General features: G+C 72.3%; 18 protein-coding genes. 7 read left to right on the plus strand and 11 right to left on the minus strand.

Going from position 1 to position 15,763, the window contains the following annotated elements:
* Positions 1–148 precede the first annotated feature (148 nt).
* The 4 genes from LQ326_RS10335 to sigE all read right to left on the minus strand — a co-directional run bounded on the left by LQ326_RS10335 (position 149) and on the right by sigE (position 3,228).
* Positions 149–592 (minus strand): sec-independent translocase, encoded by a 444-nt coding sequence (locus LQ326_RS10335; protein ID WP_234534930.1) that lies wholly within the window; start codon positions 590–592, stop codon positions 149–151.
* Positions 593–793: 201 nt separating this feature from the next.
* Positions 794–1,384: a trypsin-like peptidase domain-containing protein gene (locus LQ326_RS10340; protein ID WP_234534932.1), complete on the minus strand. Its 591-nt coding sequence runs from the start codon at positions 1,382–1,384 to the stop codon at positions 794–796.
* Positions 1,385–1,543: 159 nt separating this feature from the next.
* A complete protein-coding gene (locus tag LQ326_RS10345; RefSeq protein ID WP_234534934.1) occupies positions 1,544–2,515 on the minus strand; it encodes a zf-HC2 domain-containing protein in 972 nt (323 codons plus the stop codon).
* Positions 2,512–3,228 carry an RNA polymerase sigma factor SigE gene (gene sigE / locus LQ326_RS10350; protein WP_234534935.1) on the minus strand — a complete coding sequence of 239 codons (717 nt, stop codon included), beginning with the start codon at positions 3,226–3,228 and terminating at the stop codon, positions 2,512–2,514. Before sigE ends, LQ326_RS10345 begins: the two co-directional genes overlap by 4 nt.
* 235 nt (positions 3,229–3,463) lie before the next feature.
* Between sigE and LQ326_RS10355 the strand changes: the two genes are divergently transcribed.
* Positions 3,464–4,162, plus strand: a complete 699-nt coding sequence (locus LQ326_RS10355; protein ID WP_234535468.1) for an O-methyltransferase — start codon at positions 3,464–3,466, stop codon at positions 4,160–4,162.
* Between the two features lie 265 nt (positions 4,163–4,427).
* Here the strand turns inward: LQ326_RS10355 and LQ326_RS10360 are convergent, their stop codons facing one another.
* Complete coding sequence (locus LQ326_RS10360; RefSeq protein ID WP_004950282.1) at positions 4,428–4,595, minus strand: DUF3117 domain-containing protein; 168 nt, start codon at positions 4,593–4,595, stop codon at positions 4,428–4,430.
* Positions 4,596–4,972: 377 nt separating this feature from the next.
* Between LQ326_RS10360 and chcB the strand changes: the two genes are divergently transcribed.
* Entirely contained in the window at positions 4,973–5,776 is an 804-nt protein-coding gene (chcB, locus tag LQ326_RS10365) for a 2-cyclohexenylcarbonyl CoA isomerase (protein ID WP_234534938.1), read from the plus strand.
* A gap of 97 nt (positions 5,777–5,873) precedes the next feature.
* On the opposite strand, the gene LQ326_RS10370 is transcribed toward chcB, so the two are convergent.
* Together LQ326_RS10370 and LQ326_RS10375 are read right to left on the minus strand one after the other, a co-directional pair.
* Positions 5,874–6,479, minus strand: a complete 606-nt coding sequence (locus LQ326_RS10370) for a DNA-3-methyladenine glycosylase I (RefSeq protein WP_234534939.1) — start codon at positions 6,477–6,479, stop codon at positions 5,874–5,876.
* Positions 6,476–6,844: a DivIVA domain-containing protein gene (locus LQ326_RS10375; RefSeq protein ID WP_234534941.1), complete on the minus strand. Its 369-nt coding sequence runs from the start codon at positions 6,842–6,844 to the stop codon at positions 6,476–6,478. Before LQ326_RS10375 ends, LQ326_RS10370 begins: the two co-directional genes overlap by 4 nt.
* A 168-nt stretch (positions 6,845–7,012) precedes the next feature.
* On the opposite strand from LQ326_RS10375, the gene folP reads away from it, so the two are divergent.
* Positions 7,013–7,873, plus strand: a complete 861-nt coding sequence (gene folP, locus LQ326_RS10380; protein ID WP_181807680.1) for a dihydropteroate synthase — start codon at positions 7,013–7,015, stop codon at positions 7,871–7,873.
* A gap of 181 nt (positions 7,874–8,054) precedes the next feature.
* On the opposite strand, the gene LQ326_RS10385 is transcribed toward folP, so the two are convergent.
* Together LQ326_RS10385 and dapE are read right to left on the minus strand one after the other, a co-directional pair.
* Entirely contained in the window at positions 8,055–8,813 is a 759-nt protein-coding gene (locus tag LQ326_RS10385) for an LOG family protein (RefSeq protein WP_181807681.1), read from the minus strand.
* Between the two features lie 103 nt (positions 8,814–8,916).
* Positions 8,917–9,996, minus strand: a complete 1,080-nt coding sequence (gene dapE, locus LQ326_RS10390; protein WP_234534943.1) for a succinyl-diaminopimelate desuccinylase — start codon at positions 9,994–9,996, stop codon at positions 8,917–8,919.
* A gap of 93 nt (positions 9,997–10,089) precedes the next feature.
* Here dapE and LQ326_RS10395 point away from each other — a divergent pair, with 93 nt between their 5' ends.
* Together LQ326_RS10395 and LQ326_RS10400 are read left to right on the plus strand one after the other, a co-directional pair.
* Positions 10,090–11,085 carry a VldE C-terminal domain-containing protein gene (locus tag LQ326_RS10395; RefSeq protein WP_234534945.1) on the plus strand — a complete coding sequence of 332 codons (996 nt, stop codon included), beginning with the start codon at positions 10,090–10,092 and terminating at the stop codon, positions 11,083–11,085.
* 268 nt (positions 11,086–11,353) lie between these two features.
* Positions 11,354–11,788 (plus strand): ATP-binding protein, encoded by a 435-nt coding sequence (locus tag LQ326_RS10400; protein WP_234534946.1) that lies wholly within the window; start codon positions 11,354–11,356, stop codon positions 11,786–11,788.
* A 195-nt stretch (positions 11,789–11,983) separates the two neighbouring features.
* Here LQ326_RS10400 and LQ326_RS10405 read toward each other — a convergent pair whose 3' ends face one another.
* Together LQ326_RS10405 and fdxA are read right to left on the minus strand one after the other, a co-directional pair.
* Positions 11,984–13,078, minus strand: coding sequence for a bifunctional succinyldiaminopimelate transaminase/glutamate-prephenate aminotransferase (locus LQ326_RS10405; RefSeq protein WP_234534947.1), 1,095 nt, complete (start codon positions 13,076–13,078; stop codon positions 11,984–11,986).
* 175 nt (positions 13,079–13,253) lie between these two features.
* Positions 13,254–13,574: a ferredoxin gene (fdxA, locus tag LQ326_RS10410; protein ID WP_089098949.1), complete on the minus strand. Its 321-nt coding sequence runs from the start codon at positions 13,572–13,574 to the stop codon at positions 13,254–13,256.
* A gap of 140 nt (positions 13,575–13,714) precedes the next feature.
* Here fdxA and LQ326_RS10415 point away from each other — a divergent pair, with 140 nt between their 5' ends.
* Entirely contained in the window at positions 13,715–14,725 is a 1,011-nt protein-coding gene (locus LQ326_RS10415; protein WP_234534949.1) for a GNAT family N-acetyltransferase, read from the plus strand.
* A gap of 49 nt (positions 14,726–14,774) precedes the next feature.
* Positions 14,775–15,644, plus strand: coding sequence for a transglutaminase-like and tetratricopeptide repeat-containing protein (locus tag LQ326_RS10420; protein ID WP_234534951.1), 870 nt, complete (start codon positions 14,775–14,777; stop codon positions 15,642–15,644).
* The last annotated feature ends 119 nt before the right edge of the window (positions 15,645–15,763 follow it).

The following is a 15,763-nucleotide window of genomic DNA, read 5'->3' on the forward strand; positions in this document are numbered from 1 at the left end:
ATCGACACCGCCGCAACCAGCAGCGAAACCGCCCGGTGCGTGGGTCGCACGGGCGGCGGGTTCGGGGGTGCAAAAGACGTATGAGCGGCGCACACGCGGTATGAAACGCGTCACGTGCGCCGCTCATGCGCGGGTCGGTGATCCGGAGTCAGGTGGCGTCCGCGTCGAAGGGCGGACGGTCGTTGCCCGGATCGTCCGGCTTCTTGGTCATGTCGATCCGGCCGCTGCCCGAGGAACCGCTCCCGGAGGACGACGGCGAGGGGCCGGTGTCGCTGCTGTGCACCGCGTCCGTGACCTCGGCCATCTCCTTCTTCAGGTCGAAGCCGTTGCGGATCTCCTTCAGCCCCAGCTCGTCACTGTCGAGGTGCTTGCGGATGAAGGTCTTGGGGTTGAGGTCCTCCAGCTCGAAGTCCTTGAACTCCGGGCCGAGTTCCTGCCGGATGTCGTCTTTGGCACTCTCCGAGAACTCCCGGATCTTGCGGATGGTCCGCATGACGTCCTGGATGACCTTCGGGAGCTTGTCCGGACCGAAGACGAGCACGGCGAGGACGACGATCGTCACCAGCTCTAGTGGTCCTATGTCATTGAACACCTGAAGCTCCTTGCGATGTCCTCGGTCCTCGGCCCTCCGGTCGCTGTTGCGGGTCTTCCGTGGTCCGGGCCGGGTCCACGGTACCCGGCCGACCTGTCCGTCCGGTACCGCCCCGAGGTGTCCGACTGTGTGTGTACGACCGGTTTTCCGGGTTGTTTGCCTAGTCGGGACACGAGCGGGGCCCCGGCTGTGAGGTTTCTGTCAGTTCCTGTCCGGAACGCCGGGGCGGTCGCCGGGGTGGTCGAGCGGCAGGGGGGTCAGGCCGTGCACGCCGTGCACCTGGACGACGGCGAGGTCGTAGCCGGCGTCGCCGCCGACAACGGTCGCCCGGGCGGTGACTCCGCTGCTGAACGTCACGGTTATCCGGCCGCCCGCCAGCACCGCGGCAGCGACGACGTGGTTGGTGGTGAGGATCCGCCCACGGGTGTCGATGACGAAGCCGGTGCCGGTGGCCTGTTCGCCGGTGCCGGTGACGCTCAGGGTGACGACGCTGGGCAGCGCACGCGCGGCGATCCCGGCGACGTCGCCGGGCGGCCGCCCGGGCGGCGGCGGACCCGGCCGGGGCAGCTGTACGGCCTCCAGGCCGCCGGTGCGCTCCAGAGAGGCGCCTGTCAGCCCGCCGACCGCGCCGGAGAGCACGCAGAGCACCAGCGCCCCCACGACGAACGTCCCTCGGCTCCGTGACCGCCGCCGCACAACCACGGCCCCGGTCGTGCCGTCCTGCGGGAGGGCCGGAGTGTTGCCGGTGGTGTCGCCGGGTGTCCCCGGTGACGTCGGTATCCCCTCGTCCATGCTCTCCTCGCGGGCTCACCGCGGCCCGGCCCTGGCCCGGGCTGGTTCGCGGAAGGTCGGCTCCCTGCCCGCGGCGGTGTCACGGGCATGGCCGGCTCACAGGATTCAACCAGGTTCACGAGTCGCCGCGCAGGGCCGTTCGGCAGGTGGGCGGGTCGGTCAGCGGGGCGTGTGCGAGGACCGGGACGGGGACGGGGAGGGCGCTGAGGTGGCGGCCGGGACGGGTGCGGCGAGCAAGCCGGCGCCGGTGGCCCCGGGGGCGGCGGTCCAGGAGGTGAGGGTGAGCGGAGGGTCGGCGCTCAGCGGCCGTATCAGCGGGGAGACCGCCGCCGCGCCGGCCATCACCGGTGCGGTCAGTTCCCGCAGCGCCTGCTGTGCGGCGGCCGGGGAGGGGACCCCGGGCAGCAGCGGCGCGGACACCGAGGTGGGCACGGCGGGGGTGCCGCCGAGCAGTGTGCCGGACGACAGCAGCGGGGTGAGCAGACGGCGGCGCTGGGTGTCGGCGGTCCCTGTGGTGCCCGAGCCCGCCACGCCGGCCGGGGCGACACTGCCGCCGCCGGAGCCGCTGCGGGCGTCGGCGGCCGGGGCGCCGGGCAGGCCGGCGGTGACCCCGCCGAGGGCCACGGCGGCCAGCGAGACCGCGCCGGCGGCGACGAACGCGAACCGCATGGAGCGCGAGGCGGAACGGTCGCTGTCCGGGCGGCCGACGGGATGGATGCGAAAGCCCCGGCCGACGGCCGCGGCCGGGTCGTGCACGCGGGCCGGGACATAGCCGAACTCGAAAGGGTCGTCCCGGCTCATGCCGAAGACCCCGCTGCCGGATCTCGGCCCCGAGGGATCCCCCCCGCCGAACGGTGAACCGCCGCCGTCCGGGTCACCGCCCGCGGGCAGCCCCTGGAGACGGGCCAGGAAGCTCTCGGAGGGCGGGGGCGGGGCGGCCGCCGCGAAGGCGTTCTTCAGCGCGCGCTGCGCGTCCGCCTCCGCCTTGCACCGGGCGCAGGTCGCCAGGTGGGCCAGGACGCGCTCGCGCGACTCATGGCCGAGCTCTCCGTCCACCAGGGCGGAGAGTCGGTCTCCCAGATGCTGTTCGGCGAGCTGCCGCCCGGCCGGTTTCGGTCGTGATCCACTCACGCGGTCGCGCCCCCTCCTCCCAGTGCGGGAACACGGGGCACGAAGGAGCGGCGCTCGGCCTTGCGGGCCTGCGGCGAGCGGTGCGCGAGGGCCTTGCGCAGCTGGGAGCGGCCCCGGTGGATACGGGAGCGGACCGTGCCGAGCTTCACGCCGAGGGTCGCGGCGATCTCCTCGTACGACAGGCCCTCGATGTCACAGAGCACGACGGCGGCGCGGAACTCGGGCGCCAGGGTGTCCAGGGCCTGCTGGACGTCGGCGTCGAAGTGCGCGTCGTTGAAGGCCTGCGAGGGGGTGGGCTCGCGGCTGGGCAGGCGCTCGGCCGCGTCCTCGCCGAGGGCGTCGAAGCGGATGCGCTGCTTGCGGCGGACCATGTCGAGGAACAGGTTGGTGGTGATGCGGTGCAGCCAGCCCTCGAAGGTGCCCGGCGAGTAGGTCGACAGGGAGCGGAAGACGCGGACGAAGACCTCCTGGGTGAGGTCCTCGGCGTCGTGCTGGTTTCCGGTCAGGCGGTAGGCCAGGCGGTAGACGCGGCCGCTGTGCGTGCTGACGATCTCCTCCCACGTGGGCGGAGTCCATGCCTGCCCGTCCGCGTCGGTGGAGAAGGTCGCGGTCCGGTCCTCGCCCATGGCGAGCGTGTCGGCGTGGCTGGGGTCAGCGACGGTGTCGTTCACGGATTTCGGCTTGCCCGCCGATCCGAGGAAGCGCCGTAGCACTCCTCCACGATCCCCGGGCGCGGCCGCACCTCCCCTGTCGGCTCTGGTGGTGTCCAGTGGAGCCCCTACCATAGCCACCTCGCCCGTTAGCACCGGATAAGCGGTTTTACGAGAATTTGATCTCTGCTGGTACGGCTCATCCGGCCGCTGCGGCAGGTGATCGGCCGCCGTCTCCCCATCGTGATCCATTCGTGTCCCCCCGCCTTGTCTTCCACCCCTCTAAACGCCCGGTCCCATCTGCGGGTTCCCGGCACCAACGGATACAGTCACGCCCAGGCAACCACGGGGACAGGAGAGGGTCATTACCGGCAACCGGCAGACGAGCTGGGCGTTCGCCGACGCCTTTGTCGCCGAGGACGAAGCGCTGCGGTGGGCCCGTGACCGGGCCCGCGAGGCAGGGCTGCGCTCGGTGTCGCCCGGCACGGGCGCCGCGCTGCGCATGCTCGCCGCCTCCGTGGACGCCAAGGCGGTCGCCGAGATCGGCACGGGGTGCGGGGTGTCGGGGATGTATCTGCTGTACGGCATGCGCCCGGACGGCGTGCTGACCACCGTGGATCCCGAGCCGGACCACCAGCAGTTCGCCCGGCAGGCCTTCCGCGCCTGCGGCTTCGCCAGCAACCGGGCCCGCTTCATCCCCGGCCGCGCCCTGGACGTGCTGCCCCGTCTCGCGGACGCCGGCTACGACCTGGTCTTCTGCGACGGTGACCGGCTGGAGTACTCCGACTATCTCGCTGAATCGTTGCGCCTGCTGCGTCCGGGTGGCCTGGTGATCTTCGAGGGCGTCTTCGCCAACGGCCGCACCGTCGACTCCCGGCCGCAGCCGACCGAGGTGCTGCGGCTGCGCGAACTGCTGCGCACGGTCCGGGAGAGCCCGGAGCTGGTGCCGTCGCTGCTGCCGGTGGGCGACGGACTGCTGTGCGCGGTCAAGCGCTGAGCAGGCCGGGTGAAGTCCGCTGCTGACCGGCGGCGCCTCGAAGGGGCGCGGGTGACCGCGCGACCAGCCACCACGACGCCGCGGACGAAGCCGGCGCATCGCGGCACTTCCAGCTGAACCGCCTGACCCGCACGGGCGGCGGCCGAGCCCTCGCGGGCGGCGACGGGGCCCTTCCGGGCGGCGACCGGTGGAAGTGAAGAAGACGGCAGCGCCCCGGCACCGTTTACGATGCCGGGGCCGCCGAAAGGGTATGGTCGCTGACGTCTCAGACGACGACGTTCTTGAGGGCGTCGGCAAGCGCCGCGGCCTCGTCAGGGGTCAGCTCGACGACGAGCCGACCGCCGCCTTCGAGCGGAACGCGCATGACGATGCCCCGCCCCTCCTTGGTCACCTCGAGCGGGCCATCACCCGTTCGCGGCTTCATGGCCGCCATGCTGGTTCCCCTTCCTGAAAACAGCTCATCGTCTGCCGACGGCCTCATGGGCACGCACGGTCCTGGCGGGACACGCGACTCCGGCATCGAACACATTGCTTCCAAGCCATTATCCCGCATCTCAGGACCCGATGACCAACATCAGTCGGCATCGCTTGGGCAACGCGCGCGAGCAAAACCACTCAATTCGGCGATGTGGCTGCGATACTTCGCCACCTCGCGTCCTTACGCCGCCCGAGTCGGCTCCGGTTTTCTTGACGCAGGTCACACACCAGGTCGGGTCACCCGGCGACGATCTCCGCCATGCTGTCCTTCGGACATCGACGTACTGAGCGGTACGTCAGCCGCGACGACGGAGACGACGGAGGGGACACACCATGACCGACACCGTGCTCTACGAGGTGAGCGACGGGCTCGCGACGATCACGCTGAACCGCCCCGAGGCGATGAACGCGCTGAACATCGCGACGAAGGTGGCCCTTCGGGAGGCCGCGCAGGAAGCTGCGGCCGACCCGGCCGTCCGGGCGATCCTGCTGACCGCCGCCGGGGACCGGGCGTTCTGTGTGGGGCAGGACCTCAAGGAGCACATCACGCTGCTCGCGTCCGACCGGGAGACCGGGGCGGGGCAGACGATGACGACGGTCCGGGACCACTACAACCCGATTGTGCGGGCGTTGATGTCGGCGCCGAAGCCGGTCGTCGCCGCCGTGAACGGGGTGGCCGCCGGCGCCGGACTCGGTTTCGCGCTCGCCGCGGACTACCGCGTGGTCGCCGACACGGCCGCTTTCAACACGTCGTTCGCGGGGGTGGCGCTGACCGCGGACTCCGGCGTCTCCTGGACGCTGCCCCGGGTGGTGGGGCCTGGGCGCGCCGCCGACCTGCTGCTCTTTCCGCGGAGCATCAGTGCGCAGGACGCGTACGAGTTCGGCATCGCCAACAAGGTCGTGCCTTCGGCCGACCTGCGGGCCGAGGGCGAGAAAACCGCGCGGAAGCTGGCCGACGGGCCGACGGTGGCTTACGCGGCGCTGAAGGAGGCGGTGGCCTACGGGCTCACGCACTCCCTCGACGAGACGCTGGACAAAGAGGACGAGCTGCAGGCCCGGGCCGGGGCCTCCGAGGATCACGGGATCGCCGTGCAGGCGTTCGTGAACAAGGAGAAGCCGAAGTACTTGGGGCGGTGACTCTCGTCGCAGACAACCGCGGGTTGGGGGGCTGGTCGCGCCCGCGCGGCGGAGCCGCATGCCGATGCGGCCCCGCGCCCCTCATGGGCGCTGTCCCTTACGGGGTTGTTCGGGCCACGCAGGTTTCGAGATGGTCGTTGACCAGGCCGCATGCCTGCATGAGGGCGTAGGCCGTCGTCGGGCCGATGAAGCGCAGGCCGCGCTTCTTCAGGGCCTTGGACAGGGCCGTCGATTCGGGGGTCACCGGCAGGACGTCGGCGAGCGTCCTGGGGGCCGGGTACGTGCCCGGCTCCGGGGCGTGTGACCAGACAAGGGTGTCCAGTTCACCCGGGGCCCACTCCGCGAGGACCTTCGCGTTGGCCATCGTCGCGTCGATCTTCGACCGGTTGCGGATGATGCCGGGGTCGGCCAGCAGACGGTCGCGGTCCTCGTCCGTGAACGCGGCCACCTTCTGGATGTGGAAGTCGGCGAAGGCGGCCCGGAAGCCGGGGCGGCGGCGCAGGATCGTGATCCAGGAGAGGCCGGACTGGAAGGCCTCCAGGCTGAGGCGTTCGTAGAGGGCGTCGTCGCCGTGGACCGGGCGGCCCCACTCCTCGTCGTGGTACGACACGTAGTCCTCGGTGGACAGGGCCCAGGGGCAGCGCAGCCTGCCGTCCGGCCCGGCCACCGCCGCTCCGGCGGCCGTGCCGGTCGTCTCGCTCATGGCCGGTCCTCCTGCTCGGGCTTGTCCAGCGAGGTGTGCGGGGCATGCCCGGTGTGCGGCGCGGCCTGGGCGCCGGCCAGCGCGGACTCCAGGTCGGCGATCCGGGCGTCGCGCTCCGCGAGTTCGGCGCCGAGACGGCTGAGCGCGTCGTCGACGTCCGCCATGCGGTAGCCGCGCGGGACGAGCGGGAAGCGGATGCTCTCCACGTCCGCGCGGCTGACCGGGCGGTCCGGGGGCAGCGGGTCCTGGAGCCGCTCGGGCGCCACCTCCGGCAGCGGTCCGCTCTCGCCGCCGCTCACCACGGCGAGGGTGACCGCGGCGACCACGACCGCGAGCGCGACGACGAGGAACAGGAACATGACCATCGCGGTGGGCCCCCAGGCTCGGTGAAGCGGTGCAGCAGCACTCGTTGTGCTCAGTGTGCTCAGTGTGCTCGGTGTCGAATGTGTCTGTGTCCGATCGTGCCATGCGAGTCTGACAGTTAGGGTCGCAGGCGCTCGCACCGAGGGAATCACTACGGGAGGTCACAGGCGATGCTCAGGCTGGGCAGGCGGGAATTCGGGCCGAACGAACCGGTGATCATGGCCATCGTGAACCGGACGCCGGACTCCTTCTACGACCAGGGGGCGACCTTCCGCGACGAGCCGGCCCTCGCCCGCGTGGAGCAGGCGGTGACAGAGGGGGCCGCGATCATCGACATCGGCGGGGTGAAGGCCGGTCCGGGCGAGGAGGTGACCGCCGAGGAGGAGGCACGGCGCATCGTCGGGTTCGTCGCGGAGGTGCGCAGGCGCTTCCCCGACGTCGTGATCAGCGTGGACACCTGGCGGGCGTCGGTCGGGGAGGCCGCCTGCGAGGCCGGGGCGGATCTGCTGAACGACGCGTGGGGCGGGGTCGACCCGGGGCTGGCCGAGGTCGCGGCGCGGTACCGGGTGGGGCTGGTGTGCACGCACGCGGGCGGGGCCGAGCCCCGGACGCGGCCGCACCGGGTGTCGTACGACGACGTCGTGGCCGACATTCTGCGGGTGACCCTGGGGCTGGCCGAGCGGGCGGTGGCGCTGGGAGTGCCGCGGGAGTCGGTGCTGATCGATCCGGGGCACGACTTCGGCAAGAACACCCGGCACAGTCTGGAGGCGACGCGCCGGCTCGGGGAGATGGTGGAGACGGGGTGGCCGGTGCTGGTCTCCCTGTCCAACAAGGACTTCGTGGGCGAGACCCTGGACCGGCCGCTGAAGGAGCGGGTCATCGGGACGCTGGCGACGACGGCGGTGTCCGCGTGGCTGGGGGCGCGGGTGTACCGGGTCCATGAGGTGGCCGAGACGCGTCAGGTGCTGGACATGGTGGCGTCGATCGCCGGCCACCGCCCGCCGGCGGTGGCCCGGCGGGGGCTGGCGTAGCCGACGGTTCGCGCCGCCGCGTCCTGGGGGCTCCGCCCCCAGGCCCCCGAAACCTCGCCCACCCAGCACCGACTCGGTGAGTCGAGAAGTGCACGAACCGGCTCGGCCGGCCGGCGCGCTGACGAGAGCCCTCGGCTTCGCAGCCGAGCGAGTCGGGTGGGTGGGCGAGCGGCAGGCGGTCCTAGCGGGCCGCTTCCTTCGAGACCAGGCCCACCGCTTCCTGCACGTCGTCCGTGACGTGGAAGAGGAGGAGGTCCTTCTCGGCCGCCTTGCCCTGGGCGACCAGGGTGTTCTTCAGCCAGTCCACCAGGCCGCCCCAGTACTCGCTGCCGAACAGGACGATCGGGAAGCGGGTGACCTTCTGGGTCTGGACGAGGGTGAGGGCCTCGAAGAGTTCGTCGAGGGTGCCGAGGCCGCCGGGCAGGACCACGAACCCCTGTGCGTACTTGACGAACATCATCTTCCGCACGAAGAAGTAGCGGAAGTTGAGGCCGATGTCGACGTACGGGTTGAGGCCCTGTTCGAAGGGGAGCTCGATACCGAGGCCGACCGAGACGCCGCCCGCCTCCAGCGCGCCCCTGTTGGCCGCCTCCATCGCGCCCGGGCCGCCGCCCGTGATCACGGCCCAGCCGGCCTCGACCAGGCCCCGGCCGAGCTTCACGCCCGCGTCGTACTCGGCCGAGTCGACCGGCGTCCGCGCCGAGCCGAACACGCTGATCGCGGGCGGCAGTTCGGCGAGCGTGCCGAAGCCCTCGATGAACTCCGACTGGATGCGCAGCACCCGCCAGGGGTCCGTGTGGACCCAGTCGGAGGGGCCGCCCGCGTCCAGGAGCCGCTGGTCCGTCGTGCTCGCGGTCACCTGGCCGCGCCGTCGGAGGACCGGTCCCAGGCGCTGCTCGTCCGGCGGCACCTTCTTCCCCTCGGGGTTCCCGGTAGGCATATACGCGCTCCCTCCGCTTGCAGGTGTATCTGGTTCAGCGTAGATCCGCGCGGGTTACAGGCGCGGGACGTCGGCATGTCGGGCGCGCAGCGCCGTCGTGCGCTCAGCTGGTCAGCCAGTCGCGCAGCCGCTCCTCGCCCGCCAGGATCTTTCCGGTTTCCACCCTTTCGTCCCGCTTGTGTGCCAAGTGCGGGTTGCCGGGACCGTAGTTGACCGCGGGGACCCCGAGGGACGAGAACCGGGAGACGTCGGTCCAGCCGTACTTGGGCATCGGCGTGCCGCCGACCGCCTCGATGAAGGCGGCCGCGGCCGGGTGGGAGAGGCCGGGCAGCGCGCCGGGACTGTGGTCGTCGACCACGAACTCCTCGACCCCGCAGCCGGCGAAGACCTCGCGGACGTGGGCGATGGCCTCGGCCTCGGAACGGTCGGGCGCGTACCGGAAGTTGACGGTGACCACGCAGGCGTCGGGGATGACGTTGCCGGCCACCCCGCCCGAGATGCCGACCGCATTGAGGCCCTCGCGGTACTCCAGACCGTCGATGACCGGGTAGCGGGGCTCGTAGGCGGCGAGGCGGGCGAGGATCGGGGCGGCCGCGTGGATGGCGTTGGAGCCCATCCAGGAGCGCGCCGAGTGGGCCCGCTCGCCCGAGGTCTTCAGCAGGACGCGCAGGGTGCCCTGGCAGCCCCCCTCGACCTCGCCGTCCGAGGGTTCGAGCAGCACCGCGAAGTCGCCGGCCAGCCATTCGGGGTGGGCCTCGGCGACGTGCTTGAGGCCGTTGAGGTCGGCGGCGACCTCCTCGTTGTCGTAGAAGACGAAGGTCAGGTCGCGGTTGGGGGCGGGGACGGTGGCCGCGATGCGCAGCTGGACGGCGACGCCCGACTTCATGTCGCAGGTGCCGCAGCCCCACAGCACGCCGTCCGCGTCGAGTCGGGAGGGCAGGTTCTCCGCGACGGGGACGGTGTCGATGTGGCCGGCCAGGATCACCCGCTCGGGACGGCCGAGGTTCGTCCGGGCGATCACGTTGTTGCCGTACCGGTCGACCGTCAGGTGCGGCAGGGCGCGCAGCGCGCTCTCGATCGCGTCCGCCAGGGGCTTCTCGGTGCCGCTCTCGGAGGGGAGGTCGACGAGCCGCGCGGTGAGCGCGGCGGCGTCCAGCGTGAGGTCAAGCGAGGTGTCGGCCATGGCCTCGACCCTAGCGCGGGCGATCCCGTGAGAGGGTTCACAGGCTTTCGGACCGGGGGGTGAGCGGCTCGTACCCTCCAGTATGTTGTACGCGTGTCAGAGCCGTCCCCCATCCGCCCCAAGCGACGCGGCCGTGTCCTGCGTTTCGTGTCGGGCCTGCTCATCCTGTGCGCCGTCGCGGCCTATCTGGTCGTCCAGTACGTCACCGGCGGCGGTGGCGCCGAGGGCTGCCAGGTCGTCTCGGGCCGAAGCGACGACGAGTCGTACCAGTTCACGCCCGAGCAGGCGGTGAACGCGGCGACAATCGCCGCCGTCGGCACCGGCCGCGGCATGCCCGAGCGGGCGGTGGCCATCGCGCTGGCGACCGCGATCCAGGAGTCGGGCCTGCTCAACATCAGGCACGGCGACCGGGATTCGCTGGGCCTGTTCCAGCAGCGGCCCTCGCAGGGCTGGGGCACCGCGAAGCAGATCCTGGACCCGGCGTACGCGGCGGGCATGTTCTACGCCCACCTGGCCAAGGTGCCCGACTACGAGACCCTGCCGCTGACGGTGGCCGCGCAGCGCGTCCAGCGCAGCGGCTACCCGGAGGCGTACGCCAAGCACGAGACGGACGCATCGCTGCTCGCGGCGGCCCTGACCGGGCAGGCGGCGGCCACGCTGACGTGCGACGGGCGCCCGGCGGCCGGCACCGAGGCGGCGGTGACGGGTCCGGACGCGGTACGGACCGCGCTGGTACGGGACTTCGGGCGGGACGCGGTCGAGGAGGCCGGCGCCGAGGTGGGCCGGTCGGCCACGCCGACCCCCACTCCCAGCGTGACGGCCACGGCGCACGGGCGGACCGTGACGGTGCCGGTGCCGGAGGGGAAGAAGACCGACAGGTCGGGGCGCACCGAGCGCGAGCGCGGCTGGCAGCTGGCGCACTGGGCGGTGGCCAACTCGTCGGCGCTGCACATCCAGCGGGTGTCGTACGCGGGCCGGGAGTGGGCGGCCGGGAGCACCGACAGCCAGTGGCAGCCGGTGTCCGACGCCCAGGGCACGGGCGGTGCGGAGAGGTCCGCGGGCGCGGTACGGATCGTGACCGGACAGTAGTTCGGGAGTTCCCTCCGGAGGGTCGACCAGGACTCGAATGCGCGGGGTGCGCACGTTTTCGCACGGTCACTCATGCATGCGCCAAATCCCCTGGGAGCACGGGGACGTAAGGATTCTGCGAAACGACCGGCAGGAACCCGTTTGCCCGTTTTCCGACACACCTGATAATGCGATGCGTTATCAATTCTTTACCTTGGGTCTCCGCAACCTTCGGGGGTTTCGAGCGGTAGTCACGGCGATCACGTTCCCTCCCGTCGAATGGAGCATCATGTCCCTCCCTCTGACCCGCCGGATCGCCCGTGCCGCGCTGCTCGTCGCAGCGGGAGCGGCTGCCGGGGTCGGTGCGGCCGGCTCCGCCAGCGCGGCCCCGAGTCTGCCGGCCACCCCGAACCTCGGCGGTCTGACCGCCCTGGACGGGGCGAACGTCGGCAACACCGCCGACGGTGCGGCGCAGACCGTCACCGGGGCCGTCGGCCACACCGGCGGCAAGGCCGTCGAGTCGGCGGTGCCGGCCGCGGGCAAGACCGGCGGCAAGGCCGTCAAGAAGGTGGCCCCGGTGGTGCAGCGCACCGCGGGCGACACGGTGGGCTCCGCCGGTGGGCTGCTGGGTGACACGGCGTCCACCGCGACGAAGGGCGGGCTGCCGACGGACGGGCTCGCCAAGGGCGGGCTGCCCGTCAAGGGGCTCCCCATCGGGAGCTGACGCCGTCACGCCGGTGACGTCCGGCCGGTGAGGTGAGAAGGGACCCGGGGTTTTCCCCGGGTCCCTTTCGTTGTGCTTCGGCTGCCCGCCGGTGGGGGCCGGTCGCGATCACGCGGCGGAGCCGCAGATGTCAGGGCCTCGCGCTCCCGACGGGGCGCTCCGGCTGGACCGGCTTCAGGAGAACCGCGTCTCCCCTCAGGTCAGCCGTGCCACCGCTGCCCGGACGCGCTCGTCCGTCGCCGTCAGGGCCACGCGTACGAACTTCTCGCCCGCCTCGCCGTAGAAGTCGCCGGGGGCCACCAGGATGCCCAGGTCCGCCAGGTGGGCCACCGTCCGCCAGCAGGACTCGTCCCTCGTCGCCCACAGGTAGAGGCTCGCCTCGCTGTGTTCGATGCGGAAGCCGTGGGAGAGGAGGGCCGCCCTGAGGGCCGTACGACGGGACGCGTACCGCTCCCGCTGTTCCCGGACGTGGGTGTCGTCGGAGAGGGCCGCCACCGCCGCCGCCTGGGTCGGGGCCGACGTCATCATGCCGCCGTGCTTGCGGATCTCCAGGAGCGGGCCGAGGACCGCCGGATCGCCGGCCAGGAAGGCGGCGCGGTAGCCGGCCAGGTTGGAGCGCTTGGAGAGGGAGTGGACCGCCACGATGCCGTCGTACGAGCCGCCGTTGACGTCCGGGTGCAGGACCGAGACCGGGTCGGCCTCCCAGCCGAGTTCCAGGTAGCACTCGTCGGAGAAGACCAGGACGCCGTGGGCGCGGGCCCAGGCGACGATCTCCGTGAGCTCCTGCTTCGGGAGGACCTCGCCGGTCGGGTTGGACGGGGAGTTCAGCCAGAGGAGCTTCAGCCCGGCCGGGTCCAGGTCGCGCGGGTCGTCGTAGACCTCGTGGTCGGCGCGGGCGAGGCGGGCGCCGACCTCGTAGGTGGGGTAGGCGAGGCGCGGGTAGGCGACCCGGTCACCGGGGCCGAGGCCGAGCTGGGTGGGGAGCCAGGCGACGAGTTCCTTGGAGCCGACGATCGGAAGGACGTGGCGGTGGGTCACGTCCCGGGCGCCGAGGCGGCGGGAGACCCAGCCGGTGATCGCGTCGCGCAGCGCCGGGGTGCCCCAGACCGTGGGGTAGCCGGGCGAGTCGGCCGCGTCGATCAGGGCCTTCTGGATCAGGTCGGGGACCGGGTCCACCGGAGTGCCGACCGACAGGTCGACGATGCCGTCCGGGTGCGCCGCTGCCGTCTTCTTGTACGGTTCCAGCTTGTCCCAGGGGAAGGCGGGCAGACGGTCGGAGACTGCGGACACGGTTGCTTGCTCACTTTCTTCGGTACGGCCGGTACAGCCGGTACGACCAGTACGACCGGTACAGCCGACCGCGGCCGGTACGGCAAACGCCTCGGCCCCGTACGGCGCCGATCGGGCATGATCAGGCCGTACGGGACCGAGGCGGCACGGTGTTGCGGCGGGCCGCCGGTGCGGACTACTCGGCCTGCGGGGGCAGCGCGGCGATGAACGGGTGGTCCCGCTCGATCAGGCCCAGCTTGCTGGCGCCGCCCGGGGAGCCGAGGTCGTCGAAGAACTCGACGTTGGCCTTGTAGTAGTCCTTCCACTCCTCCGGAGTGTCGTCCTCGTAGAAGATCGCCTCGACCGGGCAGACCGGCTCACAGGCTCCGCAGTCGACGCATTCGTCCGGGTGGATGTACAAGGACCGCTGGCCCTCGTAGATGCAGTCGACCGGGCACTCCTCGATGCACGCCTTGTCCTTCACGTCGACACAAGGCTGCGCGATGACGTAGGTCACGCTGTCGTTCCTCCTCGATTGGGCGCTGGCGGGCCTCCGTAGGCTCCGCCGCCTGGCGCGCGGGAGCGCGGCGTCGTCGATGCCCGCCCCTAGTATCTCCGTTCCTGGGCATGATCCGAACAGGAGGGGTGAACTGACCAGTGGAAATCTCTGCCGCAGGACGCTTCGAGGTCCGTATCACCGCTGCTGACGTGGGCAAACGAGTATCGGTGCGCCGTCTGACGGGAAATGGTGCCGCCGCGCAGAAGTTCACCGACACGGTGGGTGTTCTCACATCATGGGACGACGGCATGCTGACGATCGCACGGCGGGACGGTGAGATCGTCCGGATACCGCAGTCCGCGCTGGTCGCGGCGAAAGTCGTGCCGGCCGCTCCGGCGCGCCGCCGGGGGCCCGCGGCCACGTACGGGGAGCTCGCGCGGGTCGCCTCGCGGGGCTGGCGGCCGGTGGAGAGCGAGCGGCTCGGCGAGTGGGAGCTGCGCGCGGCCGCGGGGTACACGCGGCGGGCGAACAGTGTCCTGCCGCTCGGTGACCCGGGGCTGCCGCTCGACGCGGCGCTGGCGGCCGTACGGCGGTGGTACGGCGAGCGGGGGCTGCCCGCGTACGTGCAGACCGCGACCGGTGCCCAGGGCACGCAGGAGCCGCTGGGCGCGGAGCTGGAGCGGCGCGGATGGGTGCGTGAGGTGAGCGCCGAGCTGTGGACCGGGGGGCTGGCGCCGGTCGCCGACCGGGCCGCGGGGGCCGGTGTGGTGCTCTCCCGGCGGGCCGGCGAGGACTGGCTGGCACGGTACCGGCGCAAGGGCGTGAGCGAGGTCGCGTTGCAGGTACTGGGGGCGGGGCCGTCGGTGTGGTTCGCGACCGTGCCCGGCACGGCCGCGGGAGCCGCCCCCGCGGCCATCGGGCGGCTGGTGGTGGACGGCAGGTGGGCCGGGTTCGCCGCCGTCGAGGTGGATCCGGGGCTGCGACGGCGGGGGCTGGCCACCGAGGTCATGGCCGCGCTGGCGCACCGGGCGCTTGAGGAGGGCGCGTCGGCGGCCTGGCTTCAGGTGGAGACCGGCAACGAGGGGGCGCGGGCGCTGTACCGGCGGGGGGGCTTCGCGGCGCATCACGCGTACCACCACTACCGGGCGCCGGAGGCGGACGGCTCCTGAATCCGGAGCCGAGGCGGTAGCGATCATTCCGAAGGGGCACGAAACAGCTATGGCTTCCGGTCAGCCGCATCCACATCCGCGTCCGCCGTCACCGGCACGGGCCGCCGAGGTACGGCGGCGGTTCGCCGAGGAGGCACGGTCCGAGCGGCCCGATCTGGCGACGCTGTGCCTGCTGCTGGGCGCGGTCGCCGACGGCTCGCTGGACGAGGCCGGGATCGACGCGGCGCAGATGGAACTGGACCGGCTGGCCGGGCAGCTGCCGTACCGGCCGGGCGGTCCGCACGCGTGGGCGACGGCGGCGCAGCGGGTGCTGGGCGAACGGTTCGGCTTCCGGGGCACCGCCGCGGAGTACCAGCGGCTGGAGTCCTCGCTGCTGCACGAGGTGCTGCGGCGGCGGCGCGGGCTGCCGATCCTGCTGTCCGTGGTGTGGCTGGAGGTCACGCGGCGGGCGGGGGCGCCGGTGTACGGGGTCGCGCTGCCGGGGCACTTCGTGGTCGGGTTCGGGGCGGCGGAGGAGCAGGTGCTGGCCGATCCGTTCGACGGGGGGCGGGTGCTGACCGGAGCCGACGCGGAGCTGCTGGTGGTGGGGGCGGCGGGGGTGCCGCTGGAGCCGGCGATGCTGCAGCCCGCCGATGCGCTGGACGTCGTACGGCGGATCCTCAACAACGTACGGGCGTGGGCCGCGGCCCGCCCGGAGCGGTCGGACGTGGGACTGTGGGCGGTGGACCTGTCCCTGCTGCTGCCCTCGCATCCGGCCCGGCTGCGCTACGAGCGGGCGCGGTTGCTGGTGGAGCGGGGCGACTTCGTCGACGGGGCCGAGGAGCTGGAGCAGTACGCGGGGCTGATCGACGTGGTCGACGAGAGCGCGGCGGAGAAGGTGCGGGGGGAGGCGCGGGCGGCTCGGGCCCGTCTCAACTGAGGGGGTGGGCGGGCCGTTCGCCGGTTCGCCGTACGGGTGAGTGCCGTGTCGCGGCTGCGGCCGAGGAGGGGCTGATCGCGCAGTTCCCCGCGCCCCTTGGCCGGCTGCACCGCCCGGCA

The organism is Streptomyces shenzhenensis (assembly GCF_021462265.1).
Taxonomy (GTDB): Bacteria; Actinomycetota; Actinomycetes; order Streptomycetales; family Streptomycetaceae; genus Streptomyces; species Streptomyces shenzhenensis.

Coding starts and splice junctions, on each gene's coding strand:
- LQ326_RS10360 (WP_004950282.1), bottom strand. CDS start 4,595: ATGGCGGCCATGAAGCCGCGAACGGGTGATGGCCCGCTCGAGGTGACC.
- LQ326_RS10385 (WP_181807681.1), bottom strand. CDS start 8,813: ATGCCTACCGGGAACCCCGAGGGGAAGAAGGTGCCGCCGGACGAGCAG.
- folP (WP_181807680.1), top strand. CDS start 7,013: ATGCTCAGGCTGGGCAGGCGGGAATTCGGGCCGAACGAACCGGTGATC.
- LQ326_RS10370 (WP_234534939.1), bottom strand. CDS start 6,479: ATGAGCGAGACGACCGGCACGGCCGCCGGAGCGGCGGTGGCCGGGCCG.
- chcB (WP_234534938.1), top strand. CDS start 4,973: ATGACCGACACCGTGCTCTACGAGGTGAGCGACGGGCTCGCGACGATC.
- dapE (WP_234534943.1), bottom strand. CDS start 9,996: ATGGCCGACACCTCGCTTGACCTCACGCTGGACGCCGCCGCGCTCACC.
- LQ326_RS10420 (WP_234534951.1), top strand. CDS start 14,775: ATGGCTTCCGGTCAGCCGCATCCACATCCGCGTCCGCCGTCACCGGCA.
- LQ326_RS10340 (WP_234534932.1), bottom strand. CDS start 1,384: ATGGACGAGGGGATACCGACGTCACCGGGGACACCCGGCGACACCACC.
- LQ326_RS10400 (WP_234534946.1), top strand. CDS start 11,354: ATGTCCCTCCCTCTGACCCGCCGGATCGCCCGTGCCGCGCTGCTCGTC.
- LQ326_RS10375 (WP_234534941.1), bottom strand. CDS start 6,844: ATGGTCATGTTCCTGTTCCTCGTCGTCGCGCTCGCGGTCGTGGTCGCC.